The sequence below is a fragment of the Runella salmonicolor genome (genome assembly GCF_024158025.1).
Lineage (GTDB): Bacteria > Bacteroidota > Bacteroidia > Cytophagales > Spirosomataceae > Runella > Runella salmonicolor.
Map to the genome: position 1 here is coordinate 203,685 of NZ_JAMZEL010000001.1, position 15,280 is coordinate 218,964.

Annotated in this window: 11 protein-coding genes; 6 read left to right on the forward strand and 5 right to left on the reverse strand. The window is 42.8% G+C overall.

Annotated features, from left to right (window positions below; translation table 11 throughout):
• The first annotated feature begins 36 nt into the window (after positions 1 to 36).
• Positions 37 to 960, forward strand: a complete 924-nt coding sequence (rsgA, locus tag NCI00_RS00970; protein WP_114460632.1) for a ribosome small subunit-dependent GTPase A — start codon at positions 37 to 39, stop codon at positions 958 to 960.
• A 110-nt stretch (positions 961 to 1,070) separates the two neighbouring features.
• Here the strand turns inward: rsgA and NCI00_RS00975 are convergent, their stop codons facing one another.
• The 5 genes from NCI00_RS00975 to NCI00_RS00995 all read right to left on the reverse strand — a co-directional run bounded on the left by NCI00_RS00975 (position 1,071) and on the right by NCI00_RS00995 (position 8,259).
• On the reverse strand, positions 1,071 to 2,753 hold the full coding sequence (locus tag NCI00_RS00975; RefSeq protein ID WP_253524041.1) for a RagB/SusD family nutrient uptake outer membrane protein: 1,683 nt from the start codon (positions 2,751 to 2,753) through the stop codon (positions 1,071 to 1,073).
• Positions 2,754 to 2,766: 13 nt separating this feature from the next.
• Positions 2,767 to 5,817 carry a SusC/RagA family TonB-linked outer membrane protein gene (locus NCI00_RS00980; RefSeq protein ID WP_253524043.1) on the reverse strand — a complete coding sequence of 1,017 codons (3,051 nt, stop codon included), beginning with the start codon at positions 5,815 to 5,817 and terminating at the stop codon, positions 2,767 to 2,769.
• 386 nt (positions 5,818 to 6,203) lie between these two features.
• Entirely contained in the window at positions 6,204 to 6,581 is a 378-nt protein-coding gene (locus tag NCI00_RS00985) for a hypothetical protein (protein WP_114460609.1), read from the reverse strand.
• A 159-nt stretch (positions 6,582 to 6,740) separates the two neighbouring features.
• Positions 6,741 to 7,346: a recombination mediator RecR gene (recR, locus tag NCI00_RS00990; RefSeq protein WP_114460608.1), complete on the reverse strand. Its 606-nt coding sequence runs from the start codon at positions 7,344 to 7,346 to the stop codon at positions 6,741 to 6,743.
• A 76-nt stretch (positions 7,347 to 7,422) separates the two neighbouring features.
• A complete protein-coding gene (locus tag NCI00_RS00995; RefSeq protein ID WP_253524045.1) occupies positions 7,423 to 8,259 on the reverse strand; it encodes a helix-turn-helix domain-containing protein in 837 nt (278 codons plus the stop codon).
• Between the two features lie 1,164 nt (positions 8,260 to 9,423).
• On the opposite strand from NCI00_RS00995, the gene NCI00_RS01000 reads away from it, so the two are divergent.
• From NCI00_RS01000 to NCI00_RS01020, 5 genes are all read left to right on the forward strand, one after another.
• Positions 9,424 to 9,780, forward strand: coding sequence for a hypothetical protein (locus NCI00_RS01000; protein ID WP_206023291.1), 357 nt, complete (start codon positions 9,424 to 9,426; stop codon positions 9,778 to 9,780).
• Between the two features lie 504 nt (positions 9,781 to 10,284).
• The gene (locus tag NCI00_RS01005) at positions 10,285 to 10,977 is read left to right on the forward strand and encodes a response regulator transcription factor (protein ID WP_253524046.1); all 693 of its coding nucleotides are present in this window, start codon (positions 10,285 to 10,287) and stop codon (positions 10,975 to 10,977) included.
• A 3-nt stretch (positions 10,978 to 10,980) separates the two neighbouring features.
• A complete protein-coding gene (locus NCI00_RS01010) occupies positions 10,981 to 12,378 on the forward strand; it encodes a sensor histidine kinase (protein ID WP_253524048.1) in 1,398 nt (465 codons plus the stop codon).
• 136 nt (positions 12,379 to 12,514) lie between these two features.
• Entirely contained in the window at positions 12,515 to 13,435 is a 921-nt protein-coding gene (locus NCI00_RS01015; protein ID WP_253524050.1) for a DUF8428 domain-containing protein, read from the forward strand.
• Between the two features lie 101 nt (positions 13,436 to 13,536).
• Positions 13,537 to 15,237 (forward strand): tetratricopeptide repeat protein, encoded by a 1,701-nt coding sequence (locus tag NCI00_RS01020; protein WP_253524052.1) that lies wholly within the window; start codon positions 13,537 to 13,539, stop codon positions 15,235 to 15,237.
• The last annotated feature ends 43 nt before the right edge of the window (positions 15,238 to 15,280 follow it).

Sequence of the window (15,280 nt, forward strand, 5' to 3'; positions counted from 1 at the left end):
ATTGCGCAGCGAACCGAGGAAACCAATGCCCAATCCCTGCACGGATTGGTGATTCGCTCTACTGGTTCTTGGTACGACATCCGCGATGCAGAAGGACAAATCTGGCAGTGCAGGTTGCGGGGTAAATTTAAGTACCAAGACCTAAAAGTCACCAACCCAGTGGCTGTTGGAGATTCTGTGTATTGGGAAATCGAAGATGAAACGGCCCAAAAGGGTGTCATCAACGATATTTTACCCCGTCGCAACTACATTGCCCGGAAGTCGGTGCATAAATCGGCCCACGCGCACTTATTGGCAGCCAACGTTGATCAGGCCATTATCGTGGCTACGCTTACTTTTCCGCGTACTTCGTTAGGGTTCATTGACCGTTTGTTGGTAGTGGCCGAATCATTTCGGATACCCGGCGTGGTCATTTTCAATAAGCAAGATCTTTTTGACGACGAAATCAAGGCGTATCAACAGGAACTCGTAGACCTCTACAACCGATTGGGCTATACATGTTTTACCACGTCGAGCGTAACGGGCGAAGGTGTTGATACCTTCCAAAAGCTATTGCAAGGAAAAGTCTCCGTTTTGTCGGGACATTCGGGCGTGGGCAAATCTACTTTGGTCAATACCATTGCGCCAGATTTGAACCTCCGAACCAACGAAGTATCAACGTTTGCCAACAAAGGAGTGCATACAACCACCTTTGCCGAAATGTTTGAACTGGCACCCGATACGTTTATCATTGATTCACCGGGCATCAAAGAGTTGGGATTATCGGAAATGGAAAAAGAAGAAATCGGCCATTATTTCCCCGAAATACGTGATTTAATCGGCCAATGTCGTTTCCATAATTGCCTCCACATCGACGAACCCAAGTGCGCCGTCAAAGAGGCCGTAGAAGCGGGCGAAATCGCCATGAGTCGATTTGAAAGCTATTTGAGTATGGTAGGTGGGGAAGATAACCGAAGGTAAGTGACCGTAGGGGCAGGGCTCGCGTCTGCCCCTAAACTGCCAACAAAAAGAGAGAAGCTTTCGCTTCTCTCTTTTTGTGTATTCTGCTTACTGAAGAATGCCTACTCTGATTAATAACCAGGATTTTGAGCGAAGACCGAAGTCCCTTCCGCCGTTTTAGCACTTCTGTCAATTTGTGTTTGGGGTATTGGACGTAAATAGTGTTTTTCCGCCACTGCTTGCGCTTGTGGATTATGCTTTTTAACTCTATCTACCAAAAGACCCCAACGTTTCAAATCTAACCAACGCATTTGCTCTCCCGCCAATTCACGAGCACGCTCATCTACAATAAAGTCAAAAGTCAATTCAGCCTCAGTGATTTTCATAGCGTCTTTTTTGCCTGGCCAACCCGCTCTTTGTCTTACTACGTTTATATCAGCAACTGCTTCTGCTTTTTTACCTAACTGGAATAACGCCTCGGCACGCATAAGATAAATATCAGCTAATCTCCATACAAAATAATCTCTTGAACCTCTCGGCTCAGTTCTGTCGGCACGTTTGGTGTCAAAAAACTTCTGCAAAGTTGGGAAAAGCGCCTCATCGTATCTACTCGGTACCAATACCTGATATTTTCTTTTAGCTCTTTCTGCTTGGCTCATCTCAAAACCAGGAATGAAAATTGTAGTATCACCAGCGGCAAAAGTAACCCGGGCTTTTGAGTTGTCGAATGAGGTATTAAAAGAACCAGGACTGTTACACAACCAAGTATCTTTAAAGGTTTTCTTGTAACGAGAATCATTTACTCTTTCACCAAAAATATTATTTAAGCAGAACGCCGTTGGTCTCAATCTTTTAAACGGACGGCCATTAAGTACATCTCTTACCATACCTGCTTGGGTATCATACTGCATCCCAAAGAATAAGTGAAGGTTATTGCCTCCCCCACCTTCGCCACCCGCATTGGTAGCATTGGTGATTTGATCCGTCGTGTATTGTACTGCAAAAACCACTTCCGAATTCTGTTGGTTGTTTTCGTCGTGTACAGCGGCAAAATCATCCAAAAGTCTAAAACCATACTTTGTAATAAGGCTGGTACACAAATCAGCGGCTTTTTGGAAATCATCAGCGGCTTTATTTGGCCCATATGCTTTGGCTAGATATACCTTTGCCAATAGTGCCTCAGCCGAGGCTCTTGTAGCTCTACCATAATCATTAGAATGTGCCTTATTTTCTAAATCAGCAATAGCCTCATTACAGTCTTTGATTATTTGGGCATAAACTTCTGCCGAACTACTTCTTTTGGACTCTTTGGTAGGCGCCAAGGTCTCAGTCAGCCTCAAATCAAGCGGGCCAAACTGCTCATGTAAAATATAATAATAGTGGGCTCTCAAAAATTTTGCCTCGGCAACTCTCAATTTTTTGGTTGCATCAGACACTCCCTGTACCGCCGCAGCTCTCTCAATTACCGCGTTACAGGTATTTATACCTTTGTACATTTCATCCCACAGGATAGCCAAGTAATCTACGGTTGGTTGAATTTGGGTATCGTAAAAATGAAAACCTTTATATCCACCATCGGCACCCGTGGCGTAAATATCAGTTCCGTACTCCGTGAATGTCAAGCCCAACTGGGTACCATAAAACGTTCTGAGCGATGAATAAGCCGCCTTTGTAGCATCTTCAAACCCTTTGGCCGTATTTATATAATCGTTTCCGATGTTTGAAATCACCTCTTCTTTTAGCAAATCTTGGCAAGAAGTACTGACGAGTAGCATACTACCCAATACAAATACTTTTATTTTATTTATATTCATGATGATTAATACTTTAAAATTTAATGTTTAAACCAAATGTAGTTACTGTAGTAGAGGGTGTAACTCCACTATTTACCTCAGTTGTACCCGTTGGCGAACCAGTGATAGCCGCCTCTGGATCTACACCATTGTACTTGGTCAAGTAAGAAGACCAAATCTTTGGTTGTTGTATTGACGCATACAAACGCACCGATTCAGCACCGATTTTCTTAGCAATCGCATTACTGAATGTATATCCAAAGTTGATATTTCTTAGCTTAATAAAAGTCCCATCATAGTAAAAGAGTGTTGAGTTGTACACTGGAAACTCTTGATTACTTTTTGGACGTGGGAACTCATTGGTAGGATTATTAGGAGTCCAATAGTCAACTTTTATTTGTTGATAACGACCTGCAAGTTGTAGCTGGTTTCTGTGGAATCCTGACAAAATAGTGTTACCGAAGCGACCAAACAGGAAGAAGCTCAAGTCAAATCCTTTGAATTCAAATCGATTGGTAAGACCACCCGACCATTTTGGCACGTCGTTTCCAATAATTACTCGGTCGGCTGCGGTAATTCTACCATCACCGTCTGTATCCTGCACTTTGATTTGTCCAACCTCAGAACCATACGATTTAGCTAAATCAGCTTCGTTAGTTTGCCAAATTCCTGCTTTTTTGAAATCAAAATAAGTATTCAATGGATAACCAATAAACCATCTGTTACCTAAATCATCTACTTTACCATTGTACAATTCAACGATTTCTTCTCTGTTGCGAGTAAATTGGAAGTCTGTTGTCCACTTAAAGCCACTTTTTGTGTTAACGTTTACCGTAGTAAGTCCTAACTCAATACCTTTATTTCTGGTATGCCCCACGTTGTTACTGAAGAAGTTAAACCCAACAGAACCAGGCAAGAAATCGTTTAGGAGAAGGCTTTTCGTATTTGTTTCATAAAACTCCAGCGAACCTTGTACACGCCCACGGAAAACAGAGAAATCTAATCCAACGTTAGCAGTTGAAGTCGATTCCCATTTTAAATTTGGGTTACTAATGGTACCTGGTCTAAATCCGAATGCTCCTGTTGCTCCAAAAGCATAAGTGGTACGTCCCAATAATCCTTGTGTTTGATATGGCGCAACCCCTTGGTTACCTACTTGTCCCCAACCTGCACGGAGTTTTAACATATCTACAAACGTAACGTTTTTCATGAAGGGTTCGTTGCTGATATTCCAGCCAACAGCTATACCTGGGAAGTTACCATATTTGGTGTTTTCACCGAAGCGGCTCGAACCATCACGACGCATTGTTACGGTTAGCAAATACTTGTCATCAAATGAATAGTTTACCCGACCCATCAATGAGGCAATGGTCCATTCGGTAAGTGAAGATTGAACTCCCAAAACAGATGTTGCAGAATTTAAACTAAAAAACGATTGTGCTTGGGCTGGTATTCCTTGAACTTCACTTCTGTATCTTTCAAAATTATCCTTTTGAATAGATTGTACCCCCGTTAAATTCAGGGTATGTTTTCCGAAAGTTTTGTTGTAGTTCACGATGTTTTCCATTGTGAAGTTAAACCCAAAGCGATTCTCGTTGAATGCTTGGGCATCACCCCGACGACGAGCGTTTGTTTCTGAACCAATAAAACGACCCCAACGCGATATAGTAAAGTCAGGACCTAAGTTTAAACGGTAAGTCAAACCATCAATGATTTTAACCTCTGCATAGATGGAATTAAAGATTCTATACTTTTTAGTATTATCCACATTAACTCCTGGCTCTACCTCAGATAGCGGGTTAGACAAAAGCGCATCGTTCGTAGGTTCAAAAATCAAAGAACCATCGGCATTATAAGCTGCACCAAGGGGATTGGCATTCAATGTATTGGCATAAGGGTTAAGGTTCTCGCCGTTTCTAATCGAATACATCATGTAACTTGATATACCAACCCTAAGTCTTTTATTTATTTGGTGGTCAATGTTTGCACGAAGCGAATTACGCGTAAAATCTAACAGTTTTGTGATACCCTTATCTTGGAAAAACCCACCCGAGATATAAAATGAAGTTCTGTCGTTTCCTCCTTGGATACCAATGGTATGATTTTGCATCAATCCAGTTCTGAGTATTAAATCCTGATACTGGGTATTTCTTCCAGCCGCAATACCAGCCGCAACATTAGGGTCACCACCCAAAACTGCCACTTTGGCATCGGCTGCTGGATCAGCAACTCCCGTTGGAACAGGATTTCCTGCGGCATCTCTGTATAAGCCTGTGGCTCTGTATGCTTCTCTTACGTATTCGGCAAATTCTTCTCCCGAAAAGAGTTCCAATTTGCTGTAAGCCTTAGAAGCACCCGCATAAGTGTCAAGCGTAACCGTTGTTTTTCCTTTAGTTCCACCTCTTTTTGTAGTAACTAAAACAACTCCGTTTGCACCTCTAGCACCATAAATAGCAGTGGCTGTGGCATCTTTCAAAACTTCTATTGACTGGATGTCATTTGGGTTGATGTCCTCATAACCAGCCGACAATGGTATACCATCAACTACGTATAGAGGGTCGTTTCCAGCATTAAAAGACCTACGACCACGAATTAGAATTCTTGGAGCCGCACCTGGCTTAGAGCCTGATTGTGAAACGTCAACACCAGCTGCACGACCTTGTAGGGCTTGTCCAAGGTTAGTTAAAGGCATTTCTGTAATTTGCTTGGCCGTTACTTGTGATATTGCACCAGTCATTTGGCTTTTCTTCTGAGTACCGTACCCTACAACTACCACTTCATTGAGTGATTTCTGGTCTGTTACAAGAGTAATATTGATGGTAGAGCGATTGCCTACTGGAATCTCTTGCTTTTCAAAGCCTACTGCCGAAAATACCAACACCGCAGCGTCATCTTTTACATTTACTTTAAAATTACCTTCACCATCGGTATTTGTCCCCGTGGTAGTTCCTTTTACAACTACACTAACTCCCGGAAGGGGTGCGTTATCTTCCGATGATAATACTTTTCCGCTGACAGTCTTGTCAGCATTTACGGTTGCGATAAGTTTACCGCCACTGCCATTTGTCGGTGGGGTGTAAGCCATGGACGTCGATGCACTCAGCACCGCAACAGCCACCCACACACTGCACAAAGTAGAGAATCTCCTCATAATTTTTGATAAAATTGAAATAGGTTAAAATGTAATTATTCTGGGTTCTTATATTAAATATTCAAAGTTTAGATAGGTTGAGTTTAGCGTTATTGGCTTAGTTAAGCAAAATTTAGCCCAAATTATTTTATGCAATCGTTCCCGGTAACGTTTCCGATACATAAATTTTTACGTAATTTTTTGACTATTTTTAAGTTAAACCCCATTTTTGCCACTAATGTTTTTTAAAATAATAAAACTATTTTTTGTACTTTATCAACATTACGTCGACAAAATACGCCGTTAGAACGACAATTGAACAGGAATGAACGCACGAAAAACTAATAGATTTTCCAGAGAATCCAGCCCACTAATGCCAGCCCAACAAAAAGGGCAACGAGCCAACGGGTAAGGTAAAAAGCAGAAGCAATGGGTTTTACTTCCTGATCGAGTGGATCAATTTCAGGGATGGTGTGGACAGACTCTAACACTCGCTTCCAAAGCGTACGCATCTCTTGGGACGTCATGCCCATGTAGGTATCCGAAAACTGACCTACCAACGTTCGTGCTTCTGCGATTTCGTCTGATTTATAGGGGTGATTGGTGAGCCAAACTTGCCAAAAATTACTAAGTTCGACATCGTCAGGTTGCTGTACCCACCGTATAAACAGCGGCTCCGCTGCAAAGTCCTCGACGGTGTATTGAGCAAAGTTTTTCATTTGGTACTTTAGCAAGCCTGAATAGGATTTAATCTTGTCAAATAAGCGACCAACCGTCTGTTTCTACTGACATAACTGACAATTTTTTAAACCAAACCTTCATTTGTACAAATGAATGAAGTGAGTTCTTTTCGCTTATTTTTTTTAGAGAAGAAAGCCCTAATCATAGTTAATTCTACTCACAATACTCCGACCCAATGTAATTTCGTCGGCGTATTCTAAATCTCCACCGATAGGAATACCGCGTGCAATAGTGGAAATTTTGAGGGAGAAGGGTTTTAATTTTTTTTGAAGGTAGAAAGAGGTCGTATCCCCTTCCATTGTTGGGCTGAGGGCCAGAATAATTTCTTTAACTTCCGAAGTATGTTGGAGCCGCTCCAGAAGCGAATCTATTTTTAAATCACTCGGACCGATACCTTCCAGCGGTGAAATAATCCCGCCCAAGACATGATAAAGCCCATTGTACTGCCCCGTATTTTCGATGGCCAATACGTCTCGGCTATCCTGCACCACACAGATAACGGAGGCGTCGCGTTTGGGGCTCAAACAAATGCTGCACAGCTCGCCATCCGATATGTTATGGCATTTTTTACAATAATGAATCTGCGTCCTTACCGCCACCAGCGCATCAGCCAACGAATGTGTCTCTTTTTCAGTACGTTTGAGTAAGTGAAGTACAATTCTTAAAGCACTTTTTTTTCCGATGCCGGGAAGTTTTGATACTTCACTTACTGCTTCTTCAATTAGTTTTGAGGGAAAATTCATATGGTATAATCGGCAACACCCAGTTTCTCCCGCAAAAATACGAAATCCCCGTGCCCGGTCATACTAAAAATAAACCTTATTCTTTCCCTTTAGCGTAGCGCAGCGGCGTAACTCCAAATAGTTTTTTGAACTGTCCGATAAATTTAATCGGGTGACTATAACCCAATTTCTGAGAAACACCAGTAACATTCAGCGCTCCTGATTTTAGCCATTCGGCGGCTTCATTCATGCGTTTTTGCTGATAGTATTGATAAAAAGGCATCCCAAAAGCCTCCTTAAACAGGTATTTGAACTTACTCTCGCTCATACTCAGCTGGTTGCTTAGCTCAGTAATGGTAGGAATCGGCTGTTCAAATTGAAGCATGTAGTTGTTGACCACCCATTCTATTTTGAGACGGTCATTTTTCAAAACTTTGGGACTTTTTAAAACCTCAAAATAAGAATTCAGGTAATTAAACAACGCACTTTTTAAGCGCAGGTTATTGTTCAGACGCGAGGGGTCGGAATTTCGAACAAGGGTCAACAACTGCGAATCGAGCGATTCGTAAAAAGAAGGCAACGACACAAAATCATAGAGATTCTTAATCTGAGCAAATGAGTCAAGAAGATTATTCTCGGTCAGCCATTCTGTCGACACCGAAAGCTTCAACAACCGAATCGTTTTGTATTTCTTCAATGGTTCAATTTCGATTCTTTCCTCCCCAAAAGAAAGAAATTGTGTTTTTGTCTGCGTAGTCTGTTGAGAACGATGCACTCTAACCAATTCAGAGGTTTCCCACAAACAGGTAACACCGGGTTCAGGCAAGGGCAGTAGAGTTTTGCCCGACATTAAAATAAACTCAGCATCCAGTCCTTGCTCTAGGTTGAATGTTGTACCCTTAAAAATAACGTTGAGGTTATGTATAGTACTCATAACTATTAAAGTGTTTTAAATTTCATAACATTTACAGAGTTCGCAATACTTCTAACAAAGTAAACTAATTTCTATGCCTTTTTGGTACATTTTTTCAATAAAAAACTTTAGGAATAAGGATTTTGACATATTTGAAAACTATTTAAACAAGTTCTTTAAAAAATCATCTATTTTCAATCAGGCATTTCAGGCAAAATACCTTATATTATTCAACTGAACACATTTATAGATAGTATAGCCCCTACAAAGGGCTAAAAACGCAATCAAGTCCGACATGTTTTTTTCTGGGGGTTTAAAGCAAACAATGACGAGATTTTACCGCTCTAAGGGGTTTTTCTTCCAGAATAATTGTAATTTTGGTATATAATAAACGGAACCGTTTATTATATACCATTTGTACCTAAATGAGTATTATTTACCACGAAATCATCCCACTTATCGACTATCACAGCTTTATTATGTCTAAAGTGGTAAACATGACGGAGGTGGGTTTTAGTCGATTTATGAAAATAAACTGTGAAAACCTTCATTGACAGTCTCAACAACATCTGATTGGGGCACGCCTCTCGGCTTTTAATAGACACACCCTCACCATCACTGGGGTTTCTTTTTGGTGCCGTTTCAACAATTTATCCTATTTCAACCGCCTTTTCAAGAAAAACACCAATGCACTCCTAAAGAATTTCGTGAGAATTATTCACGAACCCGAACCTTTGTTTAGTGTTATTGTACTTTTTGGCGTAATTTTGCATAACTAAAAGTGAGTTTACGGAATTCGCGGTCGATTGGCCCAGAAATCAGCGGAGCTTTCATCTATCAAATACATTAACTTTTATGTCAAGGCTTCCCTAAGTTGCTCCTTATTCTTTGCAGCATCAGGCAACGCTCGATTCTATGTTATACTCTAAAAACCAACACTTTGGAAGTCGTCATCTTAAAAAAATCTTTTATTATCGTAAACTTTAGCGAAGTACCGTTCCAAACAATTCAGTCAATGATTTTGGACGAATAGCGCTTAATCATCATTTCTTATCTAAGTGACGGCTTGTAAAGCCAAATTCTATATATCATTTTTTCTTATCGTTACGTTTGCAGTTGTTATGTCAGAAACTGATACAAAATCTGTCATAAACCCTGTCGACCATAAACTTTTATTTACTAATTATGAGCAAGCAATCGTATATCCCCGTAGTCATTGAATGGGCCAAACGCAAGGGATATGAGCAAATTCGGGCAAATATGGAAGGTTTTGAGCAACCAATTGCTTACGAACGTCAAAATGACGACGAGCGATTCATTCCAGATGTCACTGCCAAGCAACTTCTGGAGCAATCCTACTTTGAAATTATTCTTAAAGGGGACAGTCCCGACAAAATCGTTTCGAAACTTCGTTTGTTGAGTATGTTGGTAAGCCAGAAAGGCGGACGTTTATTCCTGATGACGCCTCCCGGAAATCTCAATTTCGCCAAAGAACTCGTCACCAAATACTCAATCAACGGCGAAATCGTCAAGATTGTTTAAGTAGGTATTCTTCGCCATTTCATGGATAATAGTCGGCAATTTTGGCACAACATCCGTCAAAAAATGCATCCCCAAAGCAGCGATGACCGCTGCCTTGGGTCCCGACCTAAGAAAAAATACCAAAATGCGTTTTGTCAATCTAGCATCCGCAACTGACTTCCCTGTTTTTCATATTCTTCCATTGGAGCTTTCCCTATTTTGCTGACGTAGATTTTCGGAGAAATGACAATCACTTTCTACCCCTAAATTTATCAAATTATAATCTTTCATTAAGGCTTCCTTAAGTTGGACGGTGTAGGTTTGCAACCAACGTCACCTCACCGTTTAAAGCCCTGAATATGGACGTCGCCTTGTTTCTGCACAAAATTCTGGTCTTGATTGATGATTTGAAAGAGCTTTTCTTGTCCTTCTACTTTAGGCTTCGTTGTGACTGCTGATCATCAGATTCTGAAGTATATTAGCAACTAAAAACGTCGACTAGCCTTTGCTGTAAATCACCGCACTATGGAAAATCCCAAAAAAATACTTTTTGTAGAAGACGATAAAAGAATCTCCGACGCCACCAAAAAAGGCCTTGAAAAACAGTCATTTACCGTCGAGCCTGCGTACGACGGTTTTGTGGGTGCCCGACTAGCCACCACCCAGCCTTATGACCTCATCATACTAGACATCAACCTGCCCCTCATGAATGGCTTCGAAGTGTGTAAGGCCATTCGGCAGCATGGTAGCACGACCCCCATCCTGATGCTCACGGCATTGGGTGAAATCGACGATCGCGTAAAAGGCCTTGACTTTGGAGCCGACGATTACCTTATCAAACCTTTTGACTTCCGCGAACTGATGGCCCGCATCCATGCGCTCCTGCGTCGCGCTAACCCTACCCACGACCAAGCCTCGGAAGTGCTTCGAGAAGCAAACCTTGAAATGAATCTAGTGACCAAAACCGTCAGACGAGACAATCAGCCCATCGACCTCACCGCCCGGGAATTCGAGTTGCTGGAGTTTTTGCTGCGCAACAAAGGCCGTGTGTTGTCGAAGATGGACATTATTGAACACGTTTGGGAATTGAATTTTGACACAAATACCAACGTAATCGAGGTGTTTATCAACTATTTACGCAAAAAAATCGACCGCAATTTTGAGCCCAAGCTGATTCATACCAAAACAGGATTAGGCTATTATCTCAAAGCCGACTAGCCAATGCAAATACGCTACAAAATCGCTTTGCAATTTACGCTTATCGTACTGGCCATCTTGCTAGTATTTTCGGGAATCGTGTACTACCGCGCTGAAAGTCAACGCCGAACGAGTTTTTATGACCGACTTTCTCGTAGGGCAAAAACCACCGCTCGGCTACTGGTAGATGTCAAAGAATTTAACACTACCCTACTCAAACTGATTGATAAGAACTCTTCTTCTCGCCTGCCCGAAGAAGAAATTTTTATTTATGACTACCGAAATCTATTGTTGTATTCAAACGTCGAAAAAGTCTCTCCTTACGTGACGCAAGAGCGAATCAATGAAATCAGACTGGCCCAGGAAATCAAATTTCAGTACGAAGGCCGCGCCGTCATCGGTCTGGTGTTTGAAGGACGTTACGACCGCTTTGTGCTCATCGCGTCGGCCATTGACAAAAATGGCAAACTACAGTTGAAGGAGCTCATTATCACTTTATTGTTTGCGTTTTTGGGGGGCATCCTGACCACAGTTGGATTAGCTTTGTTTTTTGCCCATCAGTCATTGCGGCCCATCAGTACCATTAACCGTGAGATTGGGGAAATCACGGCCAAAAACCTCCGAAAACGCATTCATCAGGGCAATGAAAAGGATGAAATAGCGCAATTGGCCATCAATTTCAACCTAATGCTCGAACGACTCGAACTGGCATTTACACAACAGCGGCAGTTTGTATCGCACGCGTCGCACGAGCTTCGAACACCGCTTTCGGCCCTCAAAACGGAGATTCAAATAGGGCTTTCTTCTCCCAATTCTCCCGAAGAGCACCACCAAATTTTACAAAATCTCCTCAAAGACACCGACCGACTTATTGAGCTTTCCAACGGATTGCTCCAACTTGCCCGCATCAACGAAACCCCCGACGAGCTACCGTTTAACAAAGTGCGCATGGAAGAAGTGCTCCTCAATGCCCAGCGGGAGGTAGTGGCGAGCCATTCCGATTATCAAATTCAATTTGACTTTGACCAGATTCCGGAGGAAGACCACCTAACGTTGGTCATGGGCAACGAAGCCTTGCTCAAAAATGTTTTTGTTAATTTATTGGAAAATGCCTGTAAATATACGCCCAACCATCAGGCCAGTCTGCGGTTAGGATTTGATGCCGAGTGGTGCATGGTGAGGGTCATTGACCAAGGCATCGGTATCTCAAAACAAGATCTACCCAATATTTTCCAACCTTTTTACCGTGCCAAAAATGCCATTGATTACCACGGTTTCGGCATTGGGCTGTCGGTCGTAAAAAGAATCGTAGAGCTCCACGAAGGCCAACTCGAAGTAAAAAGCAGGCCGCACCTAGGCACTGAGTTTATGGTTAGGCTCAAGCATTTGAAAGAAGAATCAGCCCGCGATTTTATCCGCTAATGGACACCTCCCGCCGAAAAGATGTCATTTATTTCCGGCCTCCTAAGTGAATTCTAATTTTTCGTTAAGTCCTCCTTAAGTTTTGGGATAAACCTTTGTGTCATCAATTTAAGGTTCCACCCAAAACATTACGCCCATGGAATGGACTGCACAAAACTCAAAAACCATCGCCGCCGTGTTGGCTTTACTGCTCACAACCAGCGTAGTAGGCGGCCTCTACTATTGGGACAAAAGCGGTGGTGTAGCCAAAGAAAGAGATAAAAACGCCCTCAAAGCCGACTCTCTCTTGTCGGTAAAACTCAACTTAGAGCGTGACATTCACCATTTAAGCCTTGATTTAAACAGCGCTCGGCGCGAAAATGCGGGCATCACGAAAAAACTTGCTTCTACCCAAACTTTTTTGGCCAAAAAAAACAGGATTGTGGCCAAACTGACCCAAGAAACCCACGCCCAAAAAGATGATTTGATAACACTTAAACAACAAGTAGCAGAGCTTGACGCTCTCAGAAGTGAATTAAAAGCCGAAATAGAAAACTACCAAAGCCAAAAAGGCCAGTGGCTCGTCGATAATAATCAACTCAAAACCACCAACGAAACCCTCCAAGTACAAATCCATGACTTGAATGGTAAGCTAAACAGCATGGTTCCGAAAAGCGTGGTAACGGCTACCAATTTTAGGGTAGATGTCTTAAAAAATAATCACAAAGTAACCGCCAAGGCAAAAAAAGCCAACAGCATTATGGTCTCGTTTACGCTGCCAGCATTGCTCACCACCGAAGGGAATCAGCAGGTATTTTTGAGCCTGGCCGACGTCGAAAACCGACCGATGGGCGGTGCGATTCAGCAACTTTCTGTCAATGCCAACGAAACCACACTTGCTGTCCCCGTTCATGCTGTACAGACCCTCGACTTTGGCAAAAATCCCCAAAAAGCGGTGTTTGAATTTATCCCCAACGAAAAAATAACCAACGGAATATACAGAGCCAGTATTTACACCGAAAACACCTACCTCGGCTCCGTAGAATTTCAGTTGCGCGACAGCTTTCTGTTTTTTTAACACAATCAAATCGTCGTTACTTTTTTCCACACCATTATTTCGACTTGACCAATTACCCCACCCCACCTTGCATCTTTTTTCATTAACCTAAAAAAAAGCGCATGAAAAAACCACTCAACCTCCTACTTGTCAGCCTATTTTGGCTTACAGCAGGTATACTGACCGCCCAGGCGCAGGATTTGGCAACCGCTCTTCAATGGCTGGAAAGAGGACAAACCGAAAAAGCCAGCCAACAGCTTCAGCAGCTCCTTCAGAGCCAGCCAACCGCCCAAACGTATTTTTATAATGGCTATGCCGCCATCCGCACCCATCATTTACAGGAAGCAGGCAATTTTTTTGAGAAAGGAATGATTTTGGACGAAAAACGTCATCCGCTCAATAAAACAGGTATGGGCATTGTGGCGATGCTGGAAGGACGTACCACCGACGCCGAGCGTATTTTGGCCGAAGTTATGAAAGAAAGCAAAGGAAAGGATGTCGAAATTTTGGGTCGGATTGGGGAAGCTTACACGGGCTATACGCAGGTAATCAACGCTACCGACAAACCCATGTACGCCCAATTCAACGCCGCCAAGGCCATCGAATACCTAGAGCAAGCCCTCAAACGCGACAAGAAAAACGGGCAGCTTTGGCTGGCACTGGGCGATGCCCGAGCGCTATCTACTCCCTCCAACGGCGGCCCTGCGGTGACAGCCTACGAGTACGCGCTCGAATTTTTGGCCGATAAAAGTCTGCCCAATCACCGCATCGGTACCATTTACTGGGCGGGTAAAAGTTATAATCTAGCGAACGATTTTTACCGAGCGGCCCTCAAAGCAGATTCGCTGTACGCGCCTTCGTATTTGCAGTTGGCGGAGTTGAATTTCAAAACAAACCGTTACAAAGAAGCTGCGGCGGCTATGAACAAGTACTTGGCCCTCGCAGAAAAGCCCGACGCCCAATTACGGTATCGTTCGGGGCAGTTTGATTATTTGGCGCGCGAATATGCCCGAGCCGTACAGAAAATCGAACAGGTAAAAAACGAAGTGGAAACACCCGTCAAATATCGGCTTTTGGGAAGGTCTTACTTTAGTTTGAAAGACTATGACAAAACCATTGAAAACCTGAAAACATTTCTTGAGAAAGCCCCCGACAAAGCAGAAGGGCTAGAATACAAACTGCTGGGGCGCGCCTACCAAAACATCAGCGACACCACCATTGCCAAGGACTCCATCGCGGTTTTTTATCTGGCAAAAGCCGCTACCACCGACACCACCGAAAATTTATACAGCGAAGTGGCCGAAATGAGCTACAAACTCAAACACTACGAAGACGTCGTCAAATACGTAGAAGCGGGTGAAAAACGCTTTCACAAGTCATCGGTAAAAGACAAATTTTGGTTGGCCATGGCCGCCTACAAAATGGGCCGCGAAGACTCTACCATGTACCTAAAAGCCGATTCGGCCTTTGCGGCAGTGCAGGAATCTAGCCCCGACCATTTGCCCACGATTCTGTACCGCGCCAAATCCAATTATTACGGATATGCCAACCAAGATACCGCCTACGTAAAATCAATCCCTTTTTATGAGCGATTTGTTGAGCTGGCCTATACAAAAAAAGAAGAGCAGAAATTTAAGTACGACATGAGAATTGCCCTTAAATACCTCTTTTCGTACTATACATCGGTGGAAATCAACCCCGAAAAAGCCCTCGACATGGCCCAAAAAGGCAAAGCACTCGACCCCTCCGACAAGGATTTCAACGATATGATGGCCCAACTAAACAACCGACCTCCTAACCCTTCCTTTTCTAAACCTCAGTAATCTGATTGTATTCGTGGCTGTATGTAACCAATTGACTGCTATC

Bases quoted from the DNA above. Each gene is read 5' to 3' on its own strand.
- NCI00_RS01000 (WP_206023291.1), top strand. From the start codon at position 9,424: ATGAGCAAGCAATCGTATATCCCCGTAGTCATTGAATGGGCCAAACGC.
- NCI00_RS01020 (WP_253524052.1), top strand. From the start codon at position 13,537: ATGAAAAAACCACTCAACCTCCTACTTGTCAGCCTATTTTGGCTTACA.
- NCI00_RS01010 (WP_253524048.1), top strand. From the start codon at position 10,981: ATGCAAATACGCTACAAAATCGCTTTGCAATTTACGCTTATCGTACTG.
- NCI00_RS00985 (WP_114460609.1), bottom strand. From the start codon at position 6,581: ATGAAAAACTTTGCTCAATACACCGTCGAGGACTTTGCAGCGGAGCCG.
- NCI00_RS00995 (WP_253524045.1), bottom strand. From the start codon at position 8,259: ATGAGTACTATACATAACCTCAACGTTATTTTTAAGGGTACAACATTC.
- NCI00_RS01015 (WP_253524050.1), top strand. From the start codon at position 12,515: ATGGAATGGACTGCACAAAACTCAAAAACCATCGCCGCCGTGTTGGCT.
- NCI00_RS00975 (WP_253524041.1), bottom strand. From the start codon at position 2,753: ATGAATATAAATAAAATAAAAGTATTTGTATTGGGTAGTATGCTACTC.
- recR (WP_114460608.1), bottom strand. From the start codon at position 7,346: ATGAATTTTCCCTCAAAACTAATTGAAGAAGCAGTAAGTGAAGTATCA.
- NCI00_RS00980 (WP_253524043.1), bottom strand. From the start codon at position 5,817: ATGGCTTACACCCCACCGACAAATGGCAGTGGCGGTAAACTTATCGCA.
- NCI00_RS01005 (WP_253524046.1), top strand. From the start codon at position 10,285: ATGGAAAATCCCAAAAAAATACTTTTTGTAGAAGACGATAAAAGAATC.